The sequence below is a fragment of the Neoroseomonas marina genome (genome assembly GCF_012927745.1).
Lineage (GTDB): Bacteria > Pseudomonadota > Alphaproteobacteria > Acetobacterales > Acetobacteraceae > Neoroseomonas > Neoroseomonas marina.
Map to the genome: position 1 here is coordinate 648,241 of NZ_JABBKX010000002.1, position 22,903 is coordinate 671,143.

The 22,903-nt window shown below is 71.8% G+C and carries 25 protein-coding genes; 10 read left to right on the top strand and 15 right to left on the bottom strand.

From position 1 onward, the window contains the following. Positions 1–53 precede the first annotated feature (53 nt). Entirely contained in the window at positions 54–770 is a 717-nt protein-coding gene (gene rph / locus GWK16_RS08385; RefSeq protein WP_170053479.1) for a ribonuclease PH, read from the top strand. A 70-nt stretch (positions 771–840) separates the two neighbouring features. Next, on the top strand, positions 841–1,467 hold the full coding sequence (gene rdgB, locus GWK16_RS08390; protein WP_170053480.1) for an RdgB/HAM1 family non-canonical purine NTP pyrophosphatase: 627 nt from the start codon (positions 841–843) through the stop codon (positions 1,465–1,467). A gap of 112 nt (positions 1,468–1,579) precedes the next feature. On the opposite strand, the gene GWK16_RS08395 is transcribed toward rdgB, so the two are convergent. Then, positions 1,580–2,473, bottom strand: a complete 894-nt coding sequence (locus tag GWK16_RS08395; RefSeq protein ID WP_170053481.1) for an LOG family protein — start codon at positions 2,471–2,473, stop codon at positions 1,580–1,582. A gap of 112 nt (positions 2,474–2,585) precedes the next feature. Here GWK16_RS08395 and GWK16_RS08400 point away from each other — a divergent pair, with 112 nt between their 5' ends. Both GWK16_RS08400 and GWK16_RS08405 read left to right on the top strand, forming a co-directional pair. After that, positions 2,586–4,163: an ABC transporter substrate-binding protein gene (locus tag GWK16_RS08400; RefSeq protein ID WP_170053482.1), complete on the top strand. Its 1,578-nt coding sequence runs from the start codon at positions 2,586–2,588 to the stop codon at positions 4,161–4,163. A 7-nt stretch (positions 4,164–4,170) separates the two neighbouring features. Next, on the top strand, positions 4,171–4,878 hold the full coding sequence (locus GWK16_RS08405; RefSeq protein WP_170053483.1) for a ribonuclease activity regulator RraA: 708 nt from the start codon (positions 4,171–4,173) through the stop codon (positions 4,876–4,878). Positions 4,879–5,095: 217 nt separating this feature from the next. Here the strand turns inward: GWK16_RS08405 and GWK16_RS25195 are convergent, their stop codons facing one another. Together GWK16_RS25195 and GWK16_RS08415 are read right to left on the bottom strand one after the other, a co-directional pair. Next, positions 5,096–5,560, bottom strand: coding sequence for a GNAT family N-acetyltransferase (locus GWK16_RS25195; protein ID WP_211187196.1), 465 nt, complete (start codon positions 5,558–5,560; stop codon positions 5,096–5,098). Then, positions 5,557–5,778, bottom strand: coding sequence for a hypothetical protein (locus tag GWK16_RS08415; RefSeq protein ID WP_170053484.1), 222 nt, complete (start codon positions 5,776–5,778; stop codon positions 5,557–5,559). The genes GWK16_RS25195 and GWK16_RS08415 overlap by 4 nt, the downstream gene beginning before the upstream one ends. A 37-nt stretch (positions 5,779–5,815) precedes the next feature. On the opposite strand from GWK16_RS08415, the gene GWK16_RS08420 reads away from it, so the two are divergent. Both GWK16_RS08420 and GWK16_RS08425 read left to right on the top strand, forming a co-directional pair. Then, positions 5,816–6,403 (top strand): helix-turn-helix domain-containing protein, encoded by a 588-nt coding sequence (locus tag GWK16_RS08420; protein WP_248291217.1) that lies wholly within the window; start codon positions 5,816–5,818, stop codon positions 6,401–6,403. Positions 6,404–6,463: 60 nt separating this feature from the next. Further along, a complete protein-coding gene (locus tag GWK16_RS08425) occupies positions 6,464–7,429 on the top strand; it encodes a Bug family tripartite tricarboxylate transporter substrate binding protein (protein ID WP_170053486.1) in 966 nt (321 codons plus the stop codon). Positions 7,430–7,526: 97 nt separating this feature from the next. Here GWK16_RS08425 and rpsO read toward each other — a convergent pair whose 3' ends face one another. Both rpsO and truB read right to left on the bottom strand, forming a co-directional pair. After that, the gene (gene rpsO, locus GWK16_RS08430) at positions 7,527–7,796 is read right to left on the bottom strand and encodes a 30S ribosomal protein S15 (RefSeq protein WP_168041992.1); all 270 of its coding nucleotides are present in this window, start codon (positions 7,794–7,796) and stop codon (positions 7,527–7,529) included. Between the two features lie 25 nt (positions 7,797–7,821). Beyond that, positions 7,822–8,778 (bottom strand): tRNA pseudouridine(55) synthase TruB, encoded by a 957-nt coding sequence (gene truB / locus GWK16_RS08435; RefSeq protein ID WP_170053487.1) that lies wholly within the window; start codon positions 8,776–8,778, stop codon positions 7,822–7,824. Positions 8,779–8,845: 67 nt separating this feature from the next. On the opposite strand from truB, the gene GWK16_RS08440 reads away from it, so the two are divergent. Further along, positions 8,846–9,067: a hypothetical protein gene (locus tag GWK16_RS08440; protein WP_168041990.1), complete on the top strand. Its 222-nt coding sequence runs from the start codon at positions 8,846–8,848 to the stop codon at positions 9,065–9,067. Here the strand turns inward: GWK16_RS08440 and GWK16_RS08445 are convergent, their stop codons facing one another. The 6 genes from GWK16_RS08445 to rimP all read right to left on the bottom strand — a co-directional run bounded on the left by GWK16_RS08445 (position 9,068) and on the right by rimP (position 15,584). Continuing rightward, positions 9,068–9,400 (bottom strand): acyl-CoA thioesterase, encoded by a 333-nt coding sequence (locus GWK16_RS08445; protein WP_170053802.1) that lies wholly within the window; start codon positions 9,398–9,400, stop codon positions 9,068–9,070. Positions 9,401–9,444: 44 nt separating this feature from the next. Then, positions 9,445–9,861 (bottom strand): 30S ribosome-binding factor RbfA, encoded by a 417-nt coding sequence (gene rbfA, locus GWK16_RS08450; RefSeq protein WP_170053488.1) that lies wholly within the window; start codon positions 9,859–9,861, stop codon positions 9,445–9,447. Positions 9,862–10,031: 170 nt separating this feature from the next. After that, positions 10,032–12,755: a translation initiation factor IF-2 gene (gene infB / locus GWK16_RS08455; protein WP_170053489.1), complete on the bottom strand. Its 2,724-nt coding sequence runs from the start codon at positions 12,753–12,755 to the stop codon at positions 10,032–10,034. 61 nt (positions 12,756–12,816) lie between these two features. Then, positions 12,817–13,443, bottom strand: a complete 627-nt coding sequence (locus GWK16_RS08460) for an RNA-binding protein (protein ID WP_170053490.1) — start codon at positions 13,441–13,443, stop codon at positions 12,817–12,819. Then, positions 13,427–14,974 carry a transcription termination factor NusA gene (gene nusA, locus GWK16_RS08465; RefSeq protein WP_170053491.1) on the bottom strand — a complete coding sequence of 516 codons (1,548 nt, stop codon included), beginning with the start codon at positions 14,972–14,974 and terminating at the stop codon, positions 13,427–13,429. Before nusA ends, GWK16_RS08460 begins: the two co-directional genes overlap by 17 nt. Positions 14,975–14,987: 13 nt before the next feature. Further along, the gene (gene rimP, locus GWK16_RS08470; RefSeq protein ID WP_170053492.1) at positions 14,988–15,584 is read right to left on the bottom strand and encodes a ribosome maturation factor RimP; all 597 of its coding nucleotides are present in this window, start codon (positions 15,582–15,584) and stop codon (positions 14,988–14,990) included. Positions 15,585–15,665: 81 nt separating this feature from the next. Here rimP and GWK16_RS08475 point away from each other — a divergent pair, with 81 nt between their 5' ends. Both GWK16_RS08475 and GWK16_RS08480 read left to right on the top strand, forming a co-directional pair. Continuing rightward, entirely contained in the window at positions 15,666–16,250 is a 585-nt protein-coding gene (locus GWK16_RS08475; RefSeq protein ID WP_170053493.1) for a YceI family protein, read from the top strand. Next, positions 16,231–16,779, top strand: a complete 549-nt coding sequence (locus GWK16_RS08480) for a cytochrome b/b6 domain-containing protein (RefSeq protein WP_170053494.1) — start codon at positions 16,231–16,233, stop codon at positions 16,777–16,779. The genes GWK16_RS08475 and GWK16_RS08480 overlap by 20 nt, the downstream gene beginning before the upstream one ends. Positions 16,780–16,782: 3 nt before the next feature. Here the strand turns inward: GWK16_RS08480 and GWK16_RS08485 are convergent, their stop codons facing one another. From GWK16_RS08485 to metK, 4 genes are read right to left on the bottom strand one after another with little or no spacing between them, the layout of a single operon-like run. After that, entirely contained in the window at positions 16,783–17,541 is a 759-nt protein-coding gene (locus tag GWK16_RS08485) for an SDR family NAD(P)-dependent oxidoreductase (RefSeq protein WP_170053495.1), read from the bottom strand. Further along, positions 17,532–18,272 carry a tRNA (guanine(46)-N(7))-methyltransferase TrmB gene (trmB, locus tag GWK16_RS08490; RefSeq protein ID WP_170053496.1) on the bottom strand — a complete coding sequence of 247 codons (741 nt, stop codon included), beginning with the start codon at positions 18,270–18,272 and terminating at the stop codon, positions 17,532–17,534. Before trmB ends, GWK16_RS08485 begins: the two co-directional genes overlap by 10 nt. After that, on the bottom strand, positions 18,272–18,928 hold the full coding sequence (locus GWK16_RS08495) for a class I SAM-dependent methyltransferase (protein WP_170053497.1): 657 nt from the start codon (positions 18,926–18,928) through the stop codon (positions 18,272–18,274). The genes trmB and GWK16_RS08495 overlap by 1 nt, the downstream gene beginning before the upstream one ends. A gap of 4 nt (positions 18,929–18,932) precedes the next feature. Next, the gene (metK, locus tag GWK16_RS08500) at positions 18,933–20,120 is read right to left on the bottom strand and encodes a methionine adenosyltransferase (protein ID WP_170053498.1); all 1,188 of its coding nucleotides are present in this window, start codon (positions 20,118–20,120) and stop codon (positions 18,933–18,935) included. Between the two features lie 308 nt (positions 20,121–20,428). On the opposite strand from metK, the gene hrpB reads away from it, so the two are divergent. After that, complete coding sequence (hrpB, locus tag GWK16_RS08505) at positions 20,429–22,879, top strand: ATP-dependent helicase HrpB (protein ID WP_338144448.1); 2,451 nt, start codon at positions 20,429–20,431, stop codon at positions 22,877–22,879. The last annotated feature ends 24 nt before the right edge of the window (positions 22,880–22,903 follow it).

Consider the following 22,903-nt stretch of genomic DNA (forward strand, 5'->3'; position numbering starts at 1 on the left):
GCGGGCCCCGCCGGTGTAGACACCGGCCCTCCCAGGCTTCCAGGACCCTGCCCATGCGCCCCTCCGGCCGCGCCGCCGACGCCCTCCGCACCGTCAGCCTCGAACCGGGCTTCGCCCGCCATGCCGAGGGCTCCTGCCTCATCCGCATGGGCCAGACCGAGGTGCTCTGCACCGCCTCGGTCGAAGGCAAGGTGCCGCCCTTCCTGCGCGGCCAGGGCCAGGGCTGGGTCACGGCCGAGTACGGCATGCTGCCGCGCGCCACCCACACCCGCGGCGACCGTGAGGCCGCGCGCGGCAAGCAGTCGGGCCGCACCCAGGAAATCCAGCGCCTGATCGGCCGGTCGCTGCGCGCCGTCACCGACATGAAGGCGATGGGCGAGATGTCCGTGCTGATCGACTGCGACGTGCTGACGGCGGATGGCGGTACGCGCTGCGCCTCGATCACCGGCGCCTGGGTCGCCCTGCATCTGGCGTTCGAGCATTGCCGGCGGATGAACATCCTCACCTGCAATCCCCTGAAGGACCAGGTCGCGGCGGTGTCCTGTGGGGTTTGGCAGGGCACGCCGGTGCTCGACCTCGACTACGCGGAGGACAGCAAGGCCGACGCGGACGCGAACTTCGTGCTGACCGGGGCGGGCGGGATCGTCGAGGTGCAGGGCACCGCCGAGGGCGCGCCGTTCACGGAAGCCGACCTCAACGCGCTGCTGGGGCTCGCGAAGACCGGGACGGCCGCGCTGTTCCAGAAGCAGCGGGACGCGGTGGGGTTGTGATGTCGGGGGGAGAAGGGAACGTCTCCCCCGAAACCCCCCTCAACCTTCTTCGGGACATGGGACGAGCCGCATGACGCAAGGGCACCGCAAACTGGCGCGCGGGGAACGCATCGTCATCGCGACCCACAACAAGGGGAAGCTGCGGGAAGTGGCGGCGCTGCTCGCGCCCTTCGGCATCGAGACGGTGAGCGCGGGCGAACTCGGCCTGCCCGAACCCGACGAGACCGACGACTCCTTCATCGGCAACGCCACCATCAAGGCGACCGCCGCGGCGCGCGCGACGAAGCTGCCGGCGCTCGCCGACGATTCCGGCTTCTCGGTCGCCGCGCTGGCCGGCGCGCCGGGCGTGCGCACCGCCGACTGGGCGATGCAGCCGGACGGGTCGCGCGACTACGCCGACGCCATGCGCAAGGTGATGGAAGCCGCGCAGGATTTCGAGGACCGCACGGCCTGGTTCTCCTGCGCCCTGGTCCTCGCCTGGCCCGACGGGCATGTGGAGGCCTTCGAGGGCCGCGCCCCGGGCCATTGGGTCTGGCCGCCGCGCGGCACGCATGGGTTCGGCTACGATCCGATGTTCGTCCCCGACCGCCGCGAGGACACCTTCGGCGAGATGGACCCCGCGGAGAAGCACCGCATCAGCCACCGTGCGAAGGCGTTCGGGTTGCTGTCGGCGGCGTGCCTGCCCGCGCTCGGCTGAGGTCACGGTTCCCAAAGGCCTTTCGGCCGATGGGCGCCCACGGAGGTTGCAACGCAACCTCCGTGGGATCCCGTGGTGGGGTGGTCCGGAGGGGCGACGCCCCTCCGCCCCGTCACGGCCCCGGCTTCTTCATCCGCTCCTCCTCCGGCTTCCGCCGCCGCGCCCGCGGCGCGAGCGGTGCGGCCGGGATGACCGGGGGCGGTGCGGCCTGCAGCCCGCGCCGCACCAGGCTGGCCCAGGCTTCCTCCGGCGTGTCGACGATCTCGAACAGCGAGAGGTCCTTCGCGTCGATCATCCCTTCCTCGACGAGGAAGGGGAAGTTCACCGCGTTCTCCCAGTAGCGCCGGCCGAACAGGACGATCGGCCGCGGCGTCGCCTTGCTGGTCTGCACCAGGGTCAGCAGCTCGAACAGCTCGTCGAAGGTGCCGAAGCCGCCGGGGAAGACCGCCAGCGCGTTGGCGCGCATCGCCAGGTGCATCTTGCGCATCGCGAAGTAGTGGAAGCGGAAGGTCAGCGCGGGCGTGGACCAGGCGTTGGGGTTCTGCTCGTGCGGCAGGGTGATGTTGAAGCCGATCGACGGCGCGCCGGATTCCGCCGCGCCGCGGTTCGCGGCTTCCATCACGCCAGGCCCGCCGCCGGTCGCGATGACGTTGTCGCGCGGCGCGCCGGTGACGGCGAGAGCGCCCCCGCGCAGCGAGACGATGCGCGCGAAGGCGCGCGCGTCCTCGTACATCCGGGTGCGTTCCACGGCCTGCTTCGCCGCGCGCTTCTCGGCGGCGGTCTTCGCCGCGGCGGTCATCGCCTCGGCCTGCTCGGGGCTCGGCACGCGTGCGGACCCGAAGACGACGACCGTCGAGCGCACGCCCCAGTCGCGCAGCGCATATTCGGCCTTCGCGTATTCCATGCCGAAGCGGAAGGGCCGCATCTCGTCGCGCAGCAGGAAGTCCGGGTCCTCGACGGCGAGGAGGTAGGAGCGGGAGCGCTTCTGGGCGCCGTTGTCGGGCATGGCGTTCTCGTTTCGTGTGACGGACGATTCCGGCTTGTGGGGCTGCCGGGCGGTGGCCCATCGTATCCGAAGGTCGCCGTCGCGATGAACGGCGCCGGGGAAGGAATCATCCATGAAGCGAATCGCTGCGGCGCTTGGCGCCGCACTGCTCCTGGCCGCGCCTGCGGCGATGGCCCAGGGGCGCGGCGATCCGAACGCGCTGCGCATCAAGACCTTCGGGGATCTGCGGTCGATCGACCCCTTCATCAGCCCCGAATACATGGCCCGCAACCACGGCTACATGGTCTACGACACGCTCTTCGCGCTGGATTCCCGGTTGCAGGTGCGCCCGCAGATGGTGGAACGCTTCACCACCAGCGAGGACGGCCGCACCTGGACCTTCACGCTGCGCGAGGGCCTGAACTTCCACGACGGCGCGCCCGTGACGACCGAGGACGTGATCGCCTCGCTGCGCCGCTGGGCGGTGCGCGACGGGCTTGGGCAGCAACTCGTCGGGCTCGCCACCGCGATGGAGCCGGTCGATGCCAGGACCTTCCGCATCGCGCTGCGCGAACCTTTCGGGATGATGCTGCAGGCGTTGTCGAAGCCCTCGGGCCAGCCGCCCTTCATCATGCCCGCGCGCGTCGCGGCGACGCCGCCGGCGACGCCGATTTCGGATCCCACCGGGTCCGGCCCCTTCACCCTGCGGCGGGAGGATTGGCGCGTCGGCGACCGCGTCACCTATCGCCGCAACGCCGCCTATGTGCCCCGCAACGAGGCACCGGACGGCCTGGCCGGCGGCAAGCGTGCCGGCATCGAGCGCGTCGAGTGGGTCTACCTGCCGGATGCGCAGACCGCGCTGAACGCGCTCGTCACCGGCGAGCTCGACATTTTCGAGGAACTGCCGCCCGACCTGTTTCCGGTCGTCCAGCGGAACCGCGCGCTGCGGATCGGGCCGCAGGACAGCGTCGGCGTGCAGGCGATCTTCCGCATGAACCAGGCGGTGCCCCCCTTCGACAATCCGCGCCTGCGCCAGGCGATGCGGCTGCTCGTCGACCCCGCGCACGCCATGCCGGCCTACATGACCGACCCGGCGCTGTGGCGCGACTGCCGGTCCTTCTACACCTGCACCTCGCCCTACCGGACCGAGACCGGCTGGGTCACCCCGAACCTGGATGCGGCGCGGCGCGCGGTGGCCGAGAGCGGGTATGACGGCACGCCGGTCGTCATCCTCGACGCGCAGGATTCCACGATCAGCCACACCTTCGCGCTGGTCTCGGCGGACCTGCTGCGGCGGGTGGGCATGACCGTGGACGTGCAGGCCATGGACTGGGCGACGCTGATCCAGCGGCGCCTGTCCCGCAACCCGGCGAACCAGGGCGGCTGGGGGCTGTTCGTCTCGGCGCCCACCGGCCTCGATGGCATGGACCCGTCGGGCCACAACGCCATGCGGTCGGCCTGCGAACGCACCGCGCTGCCCGGCTGGCCCTGCGATGCGGAGATGGAACGCCTGCGCGACGCCTTCATCGCCGCGCGCAACGATGCCCAGCGGATGGAAGCGGCGGAGGCCTATCACCGCCGCGCCACCGAGACGGTGCCCTATGTGCCGCTCGGCCAGTTCGCGCTGGTGCGCGGCTATTCGGCGCGGCTGCGGGGGATTCTCGATGCGCCCGTGCCGGTCTACTGGAACATCTCCAAGGCTGCGGAGTAGGGACGCCATGAAGGATTCATCGCGGGCGAAGCTCGCCCAGGTTTCGACCGCCACGCTCACGACGGTGCTGTTCAAGCGGGGCTTCCGCAACGTCTTCCTTTCGCTGCAGCCGCTCGACCCGGATGCGCCCACCATGGTCGGCCCGGCCTATACGCTGCGCACGATCCCGGCGCGCGAGGACCTCGATCACCTCGAGGTCTTCAAGGATCCCGAGCATCCGCAGCGCAAGGGCGTGGAGGAATGCCCGCCCGGCGCCGTCTTCGTCATCGACAGCCGCGGCGACGCGCGCGCGGCGAGCGCGGGCGGCATCCTCATCACCCGGCTGAAGGCGCGCGGTGTGGCGGGCGCGGTCACCGACGGCGGCTTCCGCGACAGCCCCGAGATCGCGCAGATGGGCTGGCCGGCCTATCACGCGCAGCCCTCGGCGCCGACCAACCTGATCCACCACCATTGCGTGGACCTCAACGTGCCCGTGGCCTGCGCCGGCGTCGGCGTGCATCCCGGTGACATCATGGTGGGCGACGGAGAGGGGGTGGTCTGCATCCCCGCCCATATCGCCGACGATGTCGCCGACGAGGCCTTCGAGCAGACGGTCTTCGAGGATTTCGTCCAGGAGCGCGTCGCCGCCGGGCACACGATCCGGGGCCTGTACCCCATGACCGACCCCGCCAACCGGCCGCTGTTCGAGGCCTGGCGGAAGGAAAAGGGGCGCTGAACGGGGCGCGGCATGCCCGCCCCCGCACGCCAGCGCGCGCGGGACGCTCAACGCGGCGGATGCGTCCGCGCGGGCGCGGGATCGCTCCGCCCGGTTCCCGCGTCGGCATGATCGCGCGCCACGAGCTCGCCGCGATCCCGGCGCTGGCCCAGCAGCCCGGCGCCGCCGTGGCGGACCGGGTGGACACCCTGCTCCGCCTCCCCGCGACGCCTTGATCTCAGGCGAGGGCGAGCGTCAGGAAACGGTTCTCGGCGCTTGCCGCGTAGTCGCCGAAGGGGCCGCAGGGCGTGAAGCCTTCGGCCAGGTACATCGCGACCGCGGGCTGGAAATAGGCGCTGGTCCCGGTCTCGAGGCTGACCCGCGTCATGCCCGCCCTGCGCGCCTCCTCGACCAGGTGCCGCAGCATCGCGCGCCCCACGCCGCGCCGGCGCGCCGCCTCGGCCGTGTGCATCGACTTCACCTCGCCATGGTCGGGCGCCATGCGCTTCAGCGCGCCGGTCGCCAGCACCTCGTCGCCGTCCCAGGCGGTGAAGAAGCGGATCCCCGGCACCCGCAGGCCCGACAGGTCGAGCGCGAAGGCGAAGCCCTCCGCCGTCGCCGCCCGGGCCTTGGCGAGGTGGATGCCGAGCAGCGCCTGCACGCGCGGATCGTCGAGCCCGCCCTCGGTGATCGTCACCGTCACAGGTGGCGTCCCCGTTCGAGGATCTCGAGCGTGTATTCGCGGTAGGTCATGCCGAGTTCCTCGGCGCGTTCAAGGCGGCGCAGCGCAATTTCCGGCGGGGCCTTCCAGGCCTTCCTGCGTGCGCGGCGCCAGCACCAGAGCCGCCAGCCGGCGGGGTCGTCGTCCTCGTCCTCGAGGGGCGGGCCACCATTGTGGCCGGGCGGGGCGGGCATGGTCATGGGCGGCAGTATCCACTATCTTGGATGCATGTCCATTATGATGGATGACCACGCGACCGCGCCGCTCGACCTGCTGATCGCCCGGCGCCTGCGCCGGGAGCGGGAGGCCCGCGGCTGGTCGATCGCGGACCTCGCCGCCGCCTCGGGCGTCTCGCGCGCCATGATCAGCAAGATCGAGCGGGCCGAGGCAAGCCCGACCGCGGCCCTGCTGGGGCGTCTGTCCGGCGCGCTGCGGATGACGATCTCGACCCTGCTCGCCCGTGCCGAGGCCGATGCGGGTCCGCAGCGCATCGCCCGCACCGCGGACCAGGCGCTATGGACCGACCCGGCGACGGGCTACCTCCGCCGCGCCGTCTCGCCCCCCGGCGCCGAGCCGGAACTGGTCGAGGTGGAACTGCCGCCCGGCGCGCGCGTCGCCTATCCCGGCACCTCCTTCGCCTTCCTGCGGGGGCAGGTGGTGCGCGTGCTCGCGGGCCGGCTGGCGGTGGAGGAAGGGACCGAGGAAGCGCTGCTCGAACCCGGCGACTGCCTCGCTTTCGACCTGGAGGCACCGAAGGGCCATGCCTTCCGCAACCCCTCGGCGGACGAGCCCTGCCGCTACCTGGTGGCGCTGTCGCGGCGCTGATTCCGTGGCGCCGCGGCAGCGCCGATGGCAGGCTTCCCGGCAAGAATCAGGGAGGACACCATGCCATTCGTGACCGGCCGCCGGGCGCTGCCCGCGCTCGGCCTCGCCGCCGCCGGCATCGCCCGCGCCCAGCAAGCCTGGAACCCGACGCGCCCCGTGACCATCGTCGTGCCCTTCCCGCCGGGCGGATCGACCGACGTCACGGCGCGGCTGGTCGCCGAACGCATGGCGCCGCTGCTCGGTCAGAACGTGGTGATCGACAACAAGCCCGGCGCGCAGACGGTGATCGGCGCCGAAGCGGTCGCCCGCGCCGCGCCGGACGGGCACACGCTGCTGATGTCGTCCGGCACCACGCTGACCATCAACCCGCTGATCGGGCGCAACCTGCCCTACCGGCCATCCGACTTCGCGCCGGTCGTGCATGTCGCGACGCTACCCTTCTGCATCGCGGTGAAGCCCGGCATCCCCGACACGCTCGAAGGCTTCGTCGCCCATGTGCGCGCCAATCCCGGCAAGGTGACCTGGGGACACAACGGGCGGGGGTCGTTCAACCACATCGCCGGCGCGCTGATCCAGGAGAGGCTGCAGCTCGACTGGCAGGATGTCGGCTACCGCGGCGACGCCAACCAGATGAACGACCTGCTGGCCGGCACCATCGATTCCATCCTGGTGGGCGGGGCGACGGGGCTGCAGGTGGAACGCTCGGGCCGTGCGAAGATCATCGGCTGGACCGGGGAGACACGGCTGCCGAACCTGCCGAACCAGCCGACCTTCAACGAACGCTGGCCGGGCCTGGTGGCGGTGACCTGGTTCGGGCTGCTGGCCCCGGCGCACACGCCGCCCGCGGCGATCGCGCGGCTGAACGCGGCCGGTGCCGCGGCAAGTGCGGACGCGACGGTGCGCGAACGGCTGCTGAACGAGGGGATCGTCGCCACGAGCGGCAGCCCGGCCGATTTCCAGGCCTTCCTGAACCGGGAGGCGGAGCGCTGGGGCCCGCTGCTGCGGCGGCTGAACATCGAGTTGTGACAGCCCAGAAACGGCAACGCCGCCCGGCGCCAGCATCCTGGCGGGGCGGCGATCCGTGCGAGGGCTGGCGGGGCGACGCGCGCCGCCCCGGTTGCCGTCAGCGGCGCAGGTTGAGGCGCCCGATCAGCGTCTCGTAACGCTTCTGGCTCTTGCGCTTCAGGTAGTCCAGCAGGCCACGGCGCTGGCCGACCAGCACGAGCAGGCCACGGCGCGAATGGAAGTCCTTCGCGTGGGTCTTGAGGTGCTCGGTCAGGTTGGAGATGCGTTCGGAGAGGATCGCGACCTGGACCTCGGGGCTGCCCGTGTCGTTCGGGCCGGTCGCATAGTCCTTGATGAGCGCCTGGCGGCGCTCCGCAGTGATCGACATCGTCCTATTCCTTGTGGGTAGAGGTTCAGGAACCGCCCTGGCCCAGCCACCGCTCCGGCTTCAGCAAGCCGTCCTCGAAGCGGGCGAGACCCATCAGGCGCCCCCCCGCCATCGCCCTGGCCAGGCCCCCATCGGGGTTGGCCTCGCGCGGAACCCGGCCCATCAGCTCGACCAGCGGGATGGGCTGGCCGAAGGACAGGCGGGCGGTCTCGGCCTCGGTGAGGGCCAGCGCCGGGATGTCGGCCAGCGCGGTCGTCACCGGAAGCAGAAGATCCGGGGAAGGGGGCGGGGTATCGCCGGAAACCGCGATCCTGTCCAGCGGAACCGCATCCTTCTCGAGGAAGGGGCCGACCCGCATCCGGCGCAGGGCTGCGATATGCCCCACCGTGCCACAGGCCTTGGCGATATCCCGGGCGAGCGAGCGCATGTAGACGCCCTTGCCGCTCTCGACGAAGAAGATGGCGGTATCGGCGTCCGGGCGCTCGATCAGCTCGAAGCGGTCGACGCGGGCCGGGCGGGCGGCGAGTTCCACCTGTTCCCCCGCGCGGGCGAGGTCATAGGCGCGCTCGCCGGCCACCTTGATGGCCGAGAAGATCGGCGGCACCTGCATGATGTCGCCGATGAAGGCCGGAAGGGCAGCGCGGATCTGCTCGTCGGTCGGGCGTGCGTCGCTGGTGGCGATGACGTTGCCGTCGGCGTCGTCGGAATCGCGTGCCTCACCCATCTTGAGCGTGAAGCGGTACTGCTTCGTGCCGTCCATGACATAGGGCACGGTCTTGGTCGCGGCGCCGAAGGCGATGGGCAGCACCCCGGTCGCCAGCGGGTCGAGCGTGCCGCCATGCCCGCATTTCTGCGCCTGGAAGGCGCGCTTGCAGATGGCGACGACGTCGGTCGACCCGATGCCCGTCGGCTTGTCGATGATCAGCCAGCCGTCGATCGGCCGGCCTTTCGGCTTGCGGTGGCGTTGGCGCTGCTGGGCCATGAAGCGTTCCGTAGTCTGGTCGGTGCCGGCGGCGAGAGGATCGCCCGGTCAGCGAAGGAGGCTGCAGGTGGAGGAGGAGGATCCGGAATACCCGCTCTGGGGCCGCATCCTGATCGCCGCGACGGTGCTGGGGCTGGGCGCCATGGCCGGCGGGCTGATCGCGGAAAGCTGGATGGGCGCGCTGTGGGGCACGATCCTCGCCGCGCCCGTCGCGCTGCTGGGGTTTGCCGCCCCCGCTGCCCTGGGCTGGGTCATGGCCGTGATCCAGGTGTTCAGCTGCGCCTCCTGATCATTGCGGCACGGGGCGCGGACGGCCGGTCTCGTCCAGGGCGACGAAGGTGAAGGTCGCCTCGGTCACGCGGGCGTCGTCCTCGGCGGTGCGGTCGCGGCGCCAGGCCTCGACATGCACGCGGATCGAGCTGCGGCCGACCGAGAGCAGCGTGCCGTAGAGGCTGACCTCGTCGCCCACGCGCACCGGCAGGTGGAAGGTCATCGCCTCGACCGCGACGGTCGCGACGCGGCCACGCGCGCGGCGCAGCGCGACCGAGGCGCCGGCCTGATCCATATGCGCCATCAGCCAGCCGCCGAAGATGTCCCCGGCGGGATTGGCGTCGGCCGGCATGGCGATGACGCGGATCTGCGGCGCGCCTTCGGGCAGGGTCGCGCTCACTCCTCGCCGTCCTTCTTCGGCGCGAGGTCGCGCTGCACCTCGGGACGATGCATCACCTCGTTGATGTGCATGGCGTAGTTCAGCGCGGTGTCGGGCTGGAAATGCAGGTCCGGGGCGAATTTCAGCCGCACGGCATGCGCCACTTCCCGCCGCAGGAACGGCGAGACGCGCTTGAGCGCGGCGAGCTGTTCCTTCGTCAGGTCCTTGCCCAGTGCCGAGACGAAGGCCGTCATATGCTTGAGGTCGGGGGAGGCGCGGACCTCGGTGACCGTGACGTGCACGCCGTGCAGGTCGGGGTCGCGGAATTCCTCGCGCGTGAAGACCGCGGACAGCGCGTGGCGTACTTCCTCGGCGACGCGGAGCTGCCGCTGGGAGGGGCCTTCGGCCTGGCCGCGGTGGTGTTGCTTGCTCATCGGGAACCTACCCGTTCAACTCGGGCGCAACCTGCGGCGCGGCGGAGCCGCGACGGGAGCGCAAAGCGCGACCGCGCCCAGACCGCCCCTGCGGCAGTGCACGGCGCGCAAGTCGAGGCCGCGGATGCGGCCCGCCCGGCGCCGGAGGCGAACGAAACCGTCCCGGCGGCTTACGCCGCCGCGACGGTTTCAACCTCGTAGCACTCGATCTGGTCACCCACGCGGATGTCGTCGTAGTTCGCGAAGGACATGCCGCATTCGAGGCCGTTGTTGACCTCGCGCACATCGTCCTTGAAGCGGCGCAGGGTCGACAGCTCGCCCTGGTGGATGACGACGCCGTCGCGCAGCAGGCGCACGCCCGCGCCGCGCTTGACCACGCCTTCCGTCACGCGGCAGCCCGCCACCTTGCCGATCTTCTTGACCTCGAAGACCTGCAGGATCTGCGCGTAGCCGAGGAACTTCTCGCGCTGCACCGGGGCAAGCTTGCCCTTGTAGAGCTTCTCGATGTCGTCGGCGACTTCGTAGATGATCGAGTAGTAGCGGATGTCCACGCCTTCCTTCGCCGCCAGGTCGCGCGCCTGGGACGTCGCGCGGACGTTGAAGGCGACGATGACGGCATCCGAGGCCTTGGCGAGCTGGATGTCGGATTCGGTGATCTGACCCACCGCGCTGTGCAGCACGCGGACCTTCACCTCGTCGTTGCCGAGCTTGCCGAGGGTGACGCCGATCGCCTCGGCGGAGCCCTGCACGTCGGCCTTCACGACGACGGCGACTTCCTTCTGCTCGCCCGCCTGGATGCGGGCCAGCATGTCGGTCAGGTTGCCGCGGCCGGCGCCGGCCGCCGCCGCCGCCTTGTCGCGCGCCCGGCGCTGGCGGAACTCGGAGACCTCGCGGGCGCGGGCCTCGTTCTCGACGGCGATGAAGTTGTCGCCGGCCGCCGGCACGCCGGACAGGCCGAGGATCTCGACCGGCAGCGAGGGCGGGGCGTCCTTCAGCTGGCGGCCCTTGTCGTCGAGCATGGCGCGCACGCGGCCCCATTCGGCGCCGGCCACCACGATGTCGCCCTGCCGCAGCGTGCCCTTCTGGACCAGCACGGTGGCCACGGGGCCCCGGCCGCGATCGAGCTTGGACTCGATGACGGTGCCTTCCGCCGCGCGGTTGGGGTTCGCCTTGAGGTCGAGCACTTCCGCCTGCAGCGAGATCGCCTCGAGCAGCTTGTCGAGGTTGATGCGCTGCGTCGCGGAGACCTCGATCTCCTGCGTGTCGCCGCCAAGGGATTCCACCACGATCTCGTGCTGCAGCAGTTCCTGCTTCACGCGCTCGGGCTTCACGCCGGGCTTGTCGATCTTGTTCACCGCGACGATCAGCGGCACGCCGGCCGCCTTGGCGTGGCGGATGGCCTCGATCGTCTGGGGCATGACGCCGTCATCGGCCGCGACCACCAGCACGACCATGTCCGTCACGGACGCGCCGCGGGCGCGCATGGCGGTGAACGCCTCGTGGCCCGGCGTGTCGATGAAGGTCACCTTGGACCCGTCGGGCACGGTGATCTGGTAGGCGCCGATGTGCTGCGTGATGCCGCCGGCCTCGTGGGCCGCGACATCGGTCTTGCGCAGGGCGTCGAGCAGGCTGGTCTTGCCGTGGTCGACATGGCCCATGATGGTCACGACCGGCGGGCGCGGCTGCAGGTCGGTGTCGGTATCCTCCGCACCTTCCAGGCCGATCTCGACGTCGGACTCGCTCACGCGCTTCACGCGGTGACCGAATTCCTGGACCACCAGCTCGGCGGTATCGGCGTCGATCGACTGCGTCAGGGTCGCCATCACGCCCATGCGGAACAGCGCCTTCACCACCTCGCCGCCACGGGCGGCCATGCGGTTGGCGAGTTCCTGGACGGTGATCGCTTCCGGCACCACGACGTCGCGCACGACGCGCTCGGCACCCGAACGCAGGCGCGCGAGCTCCTGCTGCCGCCGCTCGCGGTCACGCGCGCGGCGCAGCGAGGCGATGGAGCGGCTGCGCTCGTCCTCGCCCTCGATCGCGGCCTGGACGTCGATGCGGCCTTCGCGGCGACGGTCCGGCGACGGGGTCGCCTTCTTGACCGGCACCGGCATCGGCCGGCGGCCAGGCGCGCCGGGCGGGCCGCCGGGGCGGCGGACCATCGGGCGACGCGCGCCGTCTTCCTCTTCCTCCGCCGGGCGGGCCTTGAGCGTCAGGCGCTCGGCCGGGGCGGTGGCATCGGGCTTGCGGGCGGCCGGCGCGGCGGCCGCACCCGCGGGGCGACCGCCCTGCTTCGCGGCGGCGGCGGTCACGACCGATGCCGCCTCGGCGGATTTGCGGGCCTCGGCCTCGACCTTGGCGCGCGCGGCGGCCTCGGCGGCGTTGCGGGCCTCCTCCTCGGCGCGGCGGGCAGCCTCCTCGGCGGCGCGGCGTTCCTCTTCCGCCTTGCGGGCGGCTTCCTCGGCGGCGGAACGCACCATCAGGGCCTGGCGCTCGCGCTCCTCGCGCTGGCGCTGGGCCTCGAGGCGGCGGTTCTCTTCCAGCACGCGCTGGCGGACCGCGATCTCGGCCTGGGTCAGCGGACGGCCCGCGACAGGTCCGCGCGCGGCGGGCCCCTGGGCCTGGCCCGAGGGGCGCGGCTGCTGGCCGGACGGCGCGTTGCCGCCCGAAGTCGCGCCCGGGGCCGGGCGCGCGCCGGTGGCGGGCCCGCCGGGTTTCGCCGGGGGGGCGACGACGCGCTTCTTCACCACCTCGACCTGCACGGTCTTGGTGCGGCCGTGGCTGAACGACTGGCGCACGCTGCCAGCATCCACGGTCTTGCCGAGTTCGAGTCGTCCGCCGGGCCGAAGGCTCAGCCTGCTCTTGCCCGCGTCCTGCTCGTTCTGGTCGCTCATTCGCCGATCCGAACCCGATCCCAAACAACACAACGACAGGGCCGTGCCCAGCGCACGACCCTCAAATCCCACGCTCCGGCCGAGTGACGGCGATGCCCGCCAGCCTCTCCGCCTCGACCCGGATGGCTTCCGCCAGCCGGCCGGGCGCCACCACCACATGCACCGCGTGGTCGCGCCCGAAGACCACGCCGAGTTCCGCCGCGGTCAGGGGCGAAACCGCCGGAAGGTGCCGCCCGCCGAAGCGTTCGCGCTCCGCCGGGCTCCCATCCGAAGCCTGAACCAACAGTCCAGCGCGACCGGCCTGCAGCCATTCGCGCGCGGCCTGCCACCCCGAAACCGCCTGGCCCGCCCGCCGGGCCAAGCCCAGAAGGTCGCGGATGCGGGCGCGAAGACCGTCCTCGATCCGCGCACGAAGGTCGGAGGGAAGCGTCACGGGCCCGCGCGCGGCCCGATTGAAGGCCCCGCGGCTCACCGCGCCTTCTAGCACATCGCCCCGCGCGCTCAACCACATTCCCCGGCCCGGCAGTTTCCCTGCCAGATCCGGCACCAGCACCCGCTCCGGCCCGAGGACGAAACGGATCATCCGTTCCTTCGGGCCGACCTCGCGGGTGGCGATGCAGCGACGGAGGGGGCCGGTCTCCGGCGCCTCCTCCTCATCCGCCGGGTCGTGATCAGGCGTTGCCGTCACCCGTGCCCTCTTCCTCGTCGCCGAACCAGCCGGCGCGACGACGCGCCTCCATGACGATGGCGTTGGCGGTTTCCTCGTCCACCACCTCGGCGCCGAGGATCTCCATCAGCTCGTCGCCGGCGAGGTCGGCCAGGTCCTCGAGCGTCTTCACGCCCTTCTCGCCCAGCGCGACCATCATGGCGGGGCTGAAGCCGCCGATCTCGGCGAGTTCGTCCACCACGCCCATCTCGCGGCGCTTCTCGTCCAGCTCGCCGTCCCGCTTCTCGAGGAAGGTCTGGGCGCGACGCTTGAGCTCGGCGGCGACGCTCTCGTCGAAGCCCTCGATCCCGGCGAGTTCCTCGTCCTCGACCTGGACGACGTCCTCGATGGTGCCGAAGCCTTCCTGCACCAGCAGGCCGGCGATGACGTCGTCGACGTCCAGCGCTTCGACGAACAGGCCCGTGCGCTTGCGGAATTCCTCCTGCCGGCGCTCGGATTCCTCGGCCTCGGTGAGGATGTCGATGTCGTAGCGGGTCAGCTGCGATGCGAGGCGCACGTTCTGGCCGCGGCGGCCGATCGCCAGCGACAGCTGGTCATCGGGGACCACCACCTCGCAGCGCTTGCCGTCCTCGTCGAGCACGACCTTGGAGACTTCCGCCGGCGCCAGCGCATTCACGATGAAGGTCGCGAAGTCGGGGGACCAGGGGATGATGTCGATCTTCTCGCCCTGCAGTTCGGCGACCACCGCCTGCACGCGCGACCCGCGCATGCCGACGCAGGCGCCGACCGGGTCGATGGAGCTGTCGCGGCTGATCACGGCCATCTTGGCGCGCGAACCCGGGTCGCGGGCGACCGCCTTGATCTCGATGATGCCGTCGTAGATCTCGGGCACTTCCTGGGCGAACAGCTTCGCGAGGAAGCCGGGATGCGTGCGGGAGAGGAAGATCTGCGGCCCGCGCGGCTCCTCGCGCACGTCGTAGATGTAGGCGCGGACGCGGTCGCCGTTGCGGAAGGCCTCGCGCGGGATGGTCTCGTCGCGGCGCAGCAAGGCCTCGGCGCGGCCGAGGTCGACCATCAGGTTGCCGTACTCGGTGCGCTTGACGATGCCGTTGATGATCTCGCCCACGCGGTCCTTGTATTCGTGGAACTGCTTGGACCGTTCGACCTCGCGCACGCGCTGGACGATCACCTGCTTGGCGGTCTGCGCGGCGATGCGGCCGAAGTCGATCGGCGGCAGCGGGTCGACGATGAACTCGCCCACCTGGATGCCGGGCTTGATCTTCTGGGCGATGCGGACCGGGATCTGCGTCGCCTCGTTCTCGACCGGCTCGGCCTCGACCACCTCGGTCCAGCGGGAGAGCTTCACCTCGCCGTTCTTGCGGTCGATGACGGCGCGGATGTCCTTCTCATGGCCGTACTTGGCGCGGCCGGCCTTCTGGATGGCCTGCTCCATCGCCTCGAGCACCTCGTCGCGCTCGATCATCTTCTCGCGCGCGACGGCGTCGGCGACCTGGAGCAATTCGGGGCGGGCGATGGCGACGTCGATGGCCATGGTGCCTATCCTCTCAGTTGGGCGTCTGGGGTGCCGCGGTGGCGGCGATCAGTTCGTCGGTCAGGACCAGCTTGGCCTTGCGGATGTTGTCGCGGCGGAAGGCCACCTCGGTCCCGTCGTCGAGGCGCATCCGCGCGACCTCGGCATCCGCGCCGAGCGCGATGCCCCGATAGCGCTTGCGGCCGTCCTGCGGGATGGCGAGTTCGAGCGTCGCGACATGCCCGGCGAAGCGGTTCCAGTCCTTGGCGCGCGTCAGCGGCCGGTCGATGCCGGCCGAGGAGACCTCGAGCGTCCATTCGGACTTGATCGGGTCGGCCACGTCCAGCACGGCGCCGACCGCGTGGCTGATCGCCTCGCAATCGTCGACGGTGAAGATGGCCCCGTCGGCGCGGTCGGCCATGATCTGCACGGTCGGGGTCTCCTTGCCCGAGACCTGTACGCGCACGAGCTCGTAGCCCAGATGCGTCAGGGTGGGCAGGATGGCCTCGGCGATGCGGGCTTCGAGCCCGTCATGCCGCGGCAGGTCGGCGGTGTCGTCCAAGCAACAAAAAAGGCGGCCCCTTGCAAGGCCACCCCCCGTTCGGTCCGGATGAGATGTTGTCCGGTACATGACATTTCGGACTGGAACATGCAAGCGGCCTTGCGCTGTCGTATCGGCGCCCGAAATGATCCGCGCCCGAGGAGGCGTGCCATGGTTCAGAACCCGATGCGTCGGACCCTGGTGGCGGGGGCGCTCGGCACCCTGCCGTTCATCCGGACGGCCGTGGCCCGGACCCGATACGTCTTCGACCAGAATGTCGGCCGGCTCGAATTCATCGCCCGGCATCTCGGCGTCCTCAGCTCCACCGGACATTTCGAGGACTTCGCCGGCGAGTTGCTGATCGACCCGGACCGGCCGCTCACGACCCATGTCGAGGTGACGGTGAAGACCGCGGCGGTCGTGCTGGCCTATCCGGGGGCGGTCGACCTGCTGCGCTCCCCCGCCTTCTTCGACGTGGAGAAGTACCCCGAGGCGACCTTCGACGGGGCGGCGACGGGCGAGGGCACGCTGGCGCGCTTCTTCCTCGCGGGGAACCTGACGATCCGTGGCGTCACCCGGCCGCACCGGATGGAGGCACGGCTGATCGACCGGAAGGTGGATCCGGCGTTGGGGCGGGAGGTCGCGACGTTCTCGGCCGCGGGCGACATGAAGCGCTCCGAGTTCGGCATGACGAGCGACCAGACGGCGATCTCCGACACCATCCGCCTGGCCGTGCGTGTCCGCCTCCTCGTCTGACGGCTGGACCAGGGCGCAGCGCTGGCTGCACTGGATCGTCGCCGCACTCGTCGTCGCCGCCTTCGCGATCGGGCTGGTGATGGTCGCGCTGCCGCTGACCCGGCTGCTCGAGAAGATCATCGCCTACCAGGTGCACAAGACGCTGGGGCTGCTGGTGCCGCCGCTGGTGCTGTGGCGGCTCTGGCTGCGGGCGCGGCGCGGGCGCCCGGCCGAGGATCCCGCGATCGCGCCCTGGCAGCATCGCCTGGCGGCCGCCGGGCACATCGTGCTGTACCTGCTGCTGATCGCGGTGCCGGTGCTCGGCTACCTGTCCGCCAGCACGGCGCCGGGGGAGATCGAGACGACGCTCTTCCTGCTCATCCCCGTGCCGCACCTGCTGCCGGCCGACGAGGCGCTCTACAAGACGATCCGCCCGGTGCACGAGGTCGCGGCGTGGTCGCTCGTGCTGCTCGCCGCGGGGCATGCGGCGGCGGCCCTGCACCATCACCTGAAGGGGCGGCGGGTGCTGCGGGCCATGCTCGGGCGCTAAGCCTCAGGGCGGCAGGCGCAGCGCGGAATCGAAGCGCAGCGTGGTGCCGTTCAGCAGCGGATTGGCGCAGATCGCCAGTACCATTGCGGCGAATTCCTCGGGCTTGCCGAGCCGCGCGGGGAAGGGCGGCAGGGCGCGGATCGCGGCCTGCGCGGCCTCGGGCAGGCCGGCGAGCATCGGCGTCTCGAACAGCCCCGGCGCGATGGTCACGACGCGGATGCCGGACTTCGCGAGCTCGCGGGCCGCCGGCAGCGTCAGCCCCATCACCCCGGCCTTGGAGGCGGCATAGGCGCATTGCCCGACCTGGCCGTCCTCGGCGGCGATGGAGGCGGTGTTGACGATCACCCCGCGCTCATGATCCGGCGCGGTCGGGTCGAGCGCCTGCATCCGCTGCGCGGCGAGGCGCAGCACGTTGAAGGTGCCGACCAGGTTCACCCGCAGCGTCTTCTCGAACAGCGCGAGGTCGTGCGCGCCGCCGCGACCGACGACGCGCGCGGCCGGCGCGATGCCCGCGCAGTTCACCGCGAGGCGCAGCGGGCCGAGGCCCTTCGCGGCTTCCAGCGCGGCCGAGACATCCGTCTCGCTCGTCACGTCGCCGACCACGGGCGTCGCGTCGCAGCGCGCGGCGAGCGCGGCGAGGCCCCCCGCGTTCAGGTCCATCGCGACCACCTGCGCGCCGGCGACGACGAGCGCCTCGGCCGTCGCGGCGCCGAGGCCCGATCCCGCGCCGGTGACCAGCGCGACCGCACCGTTCAGCTGCATGGCACCTCGCTCCTGACGAAGGTCCAGTAATGCGGCGTGCGGCCCTCGCGGATCGCCTTCGCCTCGTAGCGCGTCGGGTGCCAGCCCGCGGGCCGCGTGCCGGTGGCGAGGTCGCGGCGCAGGAAGAAGGTCTGGTCCGCCAGGACCTCCTCCACCCAGCCCTGGTAGGTCGGATCGTCGCTCGCGATGCGCCATTCGGCGCCGGGGCGCAGCGCGCGGGCGACGACCGGCAGCATGGCGGGATGCACGAAGCGCCGCTTGGCGTGCCGTGCCTTCGGCCAGGGGTCGGGGAACATCAGATAGAGCCGGCCGAGCGCGCCCTCGGGCAGCGCCGTCAGCAGGTGGCGGGCATCCTCGGGCCAGAGGCGCAGGCGCTCGGGCACCGGGGCGATGGCTTCCTCGCCCTCCGGCACGATCCGCGTGAGCAGGGAGCAGAGCCCGTTCTCGAACACCTCGGAGGCGATGAGCGCGACGGCGGGATTCGCCTCCGCCAGCGCGAGGGCGTGTTCGCCGCCGCCGAAGCCGACCTCGAGCCACAGATCGGCGGCGCCGGGGAACAGGTTGCGGCACGCTACGGCCTCCGCGACCGTCAGGCGGAAGCGGGGCAGCGCCTCGTTCAGCAGGCGTTCCTGGCGCGGGCGCAGCGGGTGGCCGCGCCGGCGGCCATAGAGGCGGTCGGGGACGCCCTCGGCGAGGGGCGGGCGATCGGGGCCGGTGGCGGTTCCGTGCATCAGGCGCGCTTCACCATCATGAATTTCGGCCAGGCGGTCTGCAGCATGTAGCGGTGGTCGGCCGCGAACCGGTTCACCGCGGACACGACGCCGGGCCAGGAGGAATCGTAGTCGTCGCCGAACAGGATGCCACCCGGCCGCAGCAGGTCATGATAGAGGCGCAGGTCGAGGGAGACCTCCTCCTCCTCATGCCCCGCATCGACATAGATCGCATCCGCGACGATGCCGAGCCGCTTGAGCAGGTGGGCCGCGCCCGTCGTCGTCATCGGCAGCGGGAAGACGTCGTCGATGATGCCGGCGGCCGTCATGTTGCGCAGGAACTGCGGGAACATGTCCGGGTAGCCGTGGCGCAGGTTCAGGCTCTTCCGCAATTCCGGTTCGAGCCAGTGCTCGACATTCGACCCCAGCCAGGTGTCGATGCAGATGAAGCGCGTCGCGAGGCCGAGGCGGCGGGAGACCTGGTGCATGTGCCGCACCGAGGCGCCCTTCCAGGTGCCGACCTCGATGACGAGGCCGGCCCGGGTCTGGTCGAGCACGGTGCGGAAGATGCCGTGCTCGGAGTTCCAGCCCTGCCAGTCGACCGGCAGGGCGGACAGGTCGAAGCCGCCGTAGTCCTTCGTGATCCCGATGGAACGGAAGGCCTCGGCGACGTCCATGGGCTCAGCGGCCGAAGGCGCGCTTGAGCTCCTCCACCAGGTCGGTCTTCTCCCAGGTGAAGGTGCCCTTCTCGGCATCCGGCGTGCGGCCGAAATGGCCGTAGGCGGAGGTCGGGACGTAGATCGGGCGGTTGAGGTGCAGGTGCTCCCGGATGCCGCGCGGGGAGAGGTTCACCAGGCCGTCCACGACCTTGGCGAGCTTCGCCTCGTCGATGTCCTTGCCCGTGCCGTGCAGGTCGAAATAGACCGACAGCGGCTTGGACACGCCGATCGCGTAGGACACCTGGATGGTGCACTTGTCGGCCAGGCCCGCGGCGACGACGTTCTTCGCGACGTAGCGCGCGGCGTAGGCGGCCGAGCGGTCCACCTTCGTCGGGTCCTTGCCCGAGAAGGCGCCGCCGCCGTGCGGGGCCGCGCCGCCATAGGTGTCGACGATGATCTTGCGCCCGGTCAGGCCGCAATCGCCGTCCGGGCCGCCGATCACGAACTGGCCGGTCGGGTTCACGTAGAACTCGTTGTCGGCGCACATCCAGCCCGTGGGCAGGGTGCTCTCGACGATCGGGCGCAGCAGGCGCTTGATCTCCGCCTGCTCCATGCCGTCGACATGCTGCGTCGAGACGACGACCGAGGTCGCGGCGACCGGCTTGCCGTCGATGTACTTGAGCGTGACCTGGGACTTGGCGTCGGGCAGCAGGCCCTTCACCGCGACGTCGCCGTTGCGGCGCATCTCGCTGATCCGGCGCAGGATCATGTGCGCGTAGTACAGCGGCGCGGGCATGAGGTCCGGCGTCTCGGTGCAGGCGTAGCCGAACATGATGCCCTGGTCGCCGGCGCCTTCGTCCTTGTTGCCGGCGGCGTCCACGCCCTGCGCGATGTGCGCGGACTGGGCGTGCAGGTGGCAGGCGATGTCGGCGTGCTGCCAGTGGAAGCCGTCCTGCTCGTAGCCGATGTCATGGATCGCCATGCGGGCGAGATGCATCAGGTACTCGGGCGTGACGGAGCCGGGGCCGCGGACCTCGCCGGCGAGGACGACGCGGTTGGTCGTCACCAGCGTCTCGCAGGCCACGCGCGAATAGGGGTCGGCCGTGAGGAAGGCATCGAGGACCGTATCCGAGATGCGGTCCGCCACCTTGTCGGGGTGGCCTTCCGAGACGGACTCGGAGGTGAACAGGTACTCGCCGGTATCGCGCATGGCTTGGTTCGGCCTCTTGTCGCGGGGAAACGCCGGCGGGGAGCCCCGGCAGGCTGGGCCCGGGGAATCCGGGACGGGGGCGTATCGCAAGGGGGTGTGGCGGGGTCAAGGCGGGGGTTCGGCGGGAGGGCTCTGCCCTCCCGGACCCACCCGCCGAGGGCCGAAAGGCCCTCGGAACCCGTTACCGGGCGCCGGCCCCGAAGGAGAACGCCCTTCCCCGGATGGGCGGAGAATTGGGTTCCGAGGGCCTTTCGGCCCTCGGCGGGGGTTTGGGGGCGGAGCCCCCATTCGGCTACACGCCCCGCGTGATCGCCCCCGACCTTCCTGTCTCCGAGGCCCTGCCGGCCCTGACCGCCGCCCTGCGCGAGGGCTCCAACGCCGTCCTTGTCGCCCCGCCCGGCGCCGGCAAGACGACGCTCGTTCCGCTGGTGCTGAAGGACGAGCCCTGGGCCGAGGGCGGCCGCATCCTGGTGCTGGAACCCCGCCGCGTCGCCGCCCGCGCCGCCGCGCGCCGCATGGCCGAGATGGTCGGCGAGCCGCAGCCCGGCGGCACGGTGGGCCTGGCGACGCGGCTCGACCGCATGGTGTCGGACCGCACGCGGGTCGAGGTGGTGACGGAAGGCCTGCTGGTCCGTCGCCTGCAATCCGATCCGGGCCTCGATGGCGTCGCCGCGGTGCTGTTCGACGAGGCGCATGAGCGCAACCTCGACACCGATCTCGCGCTGGCGCTTTGCCTCGACTTGCAGGCCAATTTGCGCCCGGAACTGCGGCTGCTGGCGATGTCCGCGACGCTGGACGGCGCGGCCTTCGCGGGGCTGCTCGGCGGCTGCCCGGTGATCGAGAGCCTCGGCCGCGCATACCCGGTCGAACTGAAATATCGTGCCCGCGACCTCAAGGAGAGCCGGGAACTGCCCGAGGCCATGGCCGGGGCGATCCGCGAGGCGCTGCGCGAGCATCCCGGCGACGTGCTCGCCTTCCTGCCCGGCTGGGGGGAGATCCGCCGCACCCAGGAAAGACTGTCGGGTGTCGACGCGCTGGTGGTGCCCCTGCATGGCGAACTGCCGCCGGCCGAACAGGACGTCGCGCTGAACCCGGCCCCCGGCGGGCGACGGAAGGTGGTGCTGGCGACCTCGATCGCCGAGACCTCGCTGACCGTGCCCGGGGTGCGGATCGTGGTGGATGGCGGTTTCCGGCGCGCGCCGCGGCTGGACCCGGCGAGCGGATTGTCGCGCCTGATGACGCTGCGCATCGGCAAGGCGGCCGCGGAACAGCGGGCCGGGCGCGCGGGGCGCCAGGCGCCGGGTGTCGCGATCCGGTTGTGGACCGAGGCGCTGCACCGCGGCCTGCCGCTGGCCGACCGGCCGGAGATGCTGGAGGCGGAACTGTCGTCCCTGGTGCTGGACTGCGCGGCCTGGGGGGCGGAGCCGGGGACGCTCGCCTTCCTCGACCCGCCGCCGGCCGGGACGGTGAAGGCGGCGCGCGCCCTGCTGCGGGACCTCGATGCGCTGGACGGCGAGGGGCGGATCACCGAGACGGGGCGGCGCATGGCGCGGCTCGGCACCCATCCGCGGCTGGCGCGGATGCTGATCGCGGCGGGCGATGACGGGGAACGGGCGATGGCCGCCGACCTCGCCGCGCTGCTCGAGGAACGCGACCCGATCCGGGGGCGGGAGGCGCCGTCCGACGTGCACCTGCGGCTCGACCTGCTGCATGGGCGGGACCGGGCGGATGCCGACCACGGGACGATCCACCGCATCCGCCGCGCGGCGGCGCTGCATCGGCGGCGGCTGCGGGTGCATGGGTCGGTGACGCCGGACGGCGATGCGGGCGCCCTGTTGGCCGCAGGCTTCCCCGACCGGATCGCGGCTAAGCGCGGCGCGATGGACGGCGCCTTCCGGCTGGCCTCGGGCCAGGGCGCACGGCTACCGGCGACCGATCCGCTGGCGAAGAAGCCGCTGCTGGCGGTCGCCGACCTCGAATTGCAAGGCATCGAGACCCGCATCCGCATGGCCGCGCCGATCGAGCGCGCCGTGCTGGAGCAGCGCTTCCCCGAGCGCCTGCGCCGCGAGGAGGGCGCGGCCTTCGACGCGCGGGCGGGCGCGGTGGTCGCCCGGCGGCGGCTGATGTTCGGCCCGCTGGTGCTCGAGGAAGCGCCGCTCGCCCATGCCGACCCGGCGGCTGTCGCGGCCGCGCTGGCGGAAGCGGCGGCGGAACGGTCCCTGCGCGACCTGAACTGGACCGACGCCGCCCGCCAGGCCCAGGCGCGCATTGGCTGGATGCGCAAGGTCGAGGGCGAGGCCTGGCCGGACGTTTCGGATGCCACCCTGGCCGCCACCGCCGTAGCATGGCTCGCCCCGCACCTGCACGGCCGGTCGCGGCTGACGGAGCTCGGCGGGCTCGACGTGACGGGACTGCTGCTCGACGCCCTGCCCTGGGAGAAGCGCCGCGCCCTGGACGCCGCCCTGCCCGCGCGGCTCGCCCTGCCCGCCGGCCGGTCGGCGGCGATCGACTATGCGCGGGAGGTCCCGACCCTCGAGGCCCGCGCCCAGCACCTGTTCGGCCTCGCGGGGCTGCCGCCGCTCGCCGGCGGGAAGGTGCCCCTGCAGGTGGCGCTGCTCTCGCCCGCCGGGCGGCCCATCGCGGTCACCGGGGACCTGGCCGGCTTCTGGAAGGGCGCCTGGTCCGAGGTGCGCAAGGAGATGCGCGGCCGTTACCCCCGGCACCCCTGGCCGGAGGACCCGGCCGCGGCTTCCGGTTGAACCCCGCCCCGCGCCATCGCAGAT